The 581-nt window shown below is 72.3% G+C and carries 1 protein-coding gene; it reads left to right on the top strand.

Annotated features, from left to right (window positions below; translation table 11 throughout):
* A partial coding sequence (locus ACYF6T_RS44585) for an MFS transporter (RefSeq protein WP_461703710.1) occupies positions 1-478 on the top strand: 478 nt, incomplete at its 5' end.
* Positions 479-581 lie beyond the last annotated feature (103 nt).

Here is a 581-nt window from a genome sequence, read left to right as displayed (position 1 = left end):
CCTGGAAGCCGGCGTGCTCTTGGTCCCGGCCGCCGCCTGCTCGGTGCTGACCGGGCCGCTGGTCGGTGCCTTGACCGACCGGTTCACCGGCTGGCAAGTGTCGGCCGGGCTTGCGGCCCTCACCGTCGTCGGCGTGCTCGTGGTCGCGATCTTCACCGGGCCGGTCCCGGTTGTCGTCGGCACGGCGTTGACCGTGTGCGGGTTCGCCGGCGCCCAAGCCGTATTGGTGAGCCTCGCGCCGGACCTGGTCGCCGCGGACGACCGGGACACCGCACAGGGCCTGCTCAACTTCATGAACGCCCTGGGCGGCGGGATCGGTCCGGCCGTCGTCGCGGGTCTGTCGGGCATCGTGCCGGTGCCGGCGGCCCTCGCCGTTCTCGCGGCACTCCCCCTGGCCGGACTCGTCCTCAGCGTGACCCGGCGCCCTACCGCCGACCGCCGCCCCGCACACGACGCCACGCGTGGGAGCCCGCGATGACGGTTCACCCGCCTCTGATCCGACAACGCCGTGACCAGTAAGGAGCCTTGCGATGTCCGCCGAGCCATTCGAGGTCAGCATCACCGAAGCCGAGATCGCGGAC

Source organism: Streptomyces sp. 7R007, assembly GCF_054850255.1.
Note: the sequence above shows the minus strand (reverse complement) of the source record. Positions and strands in the feature narration are given on the sequence as shown.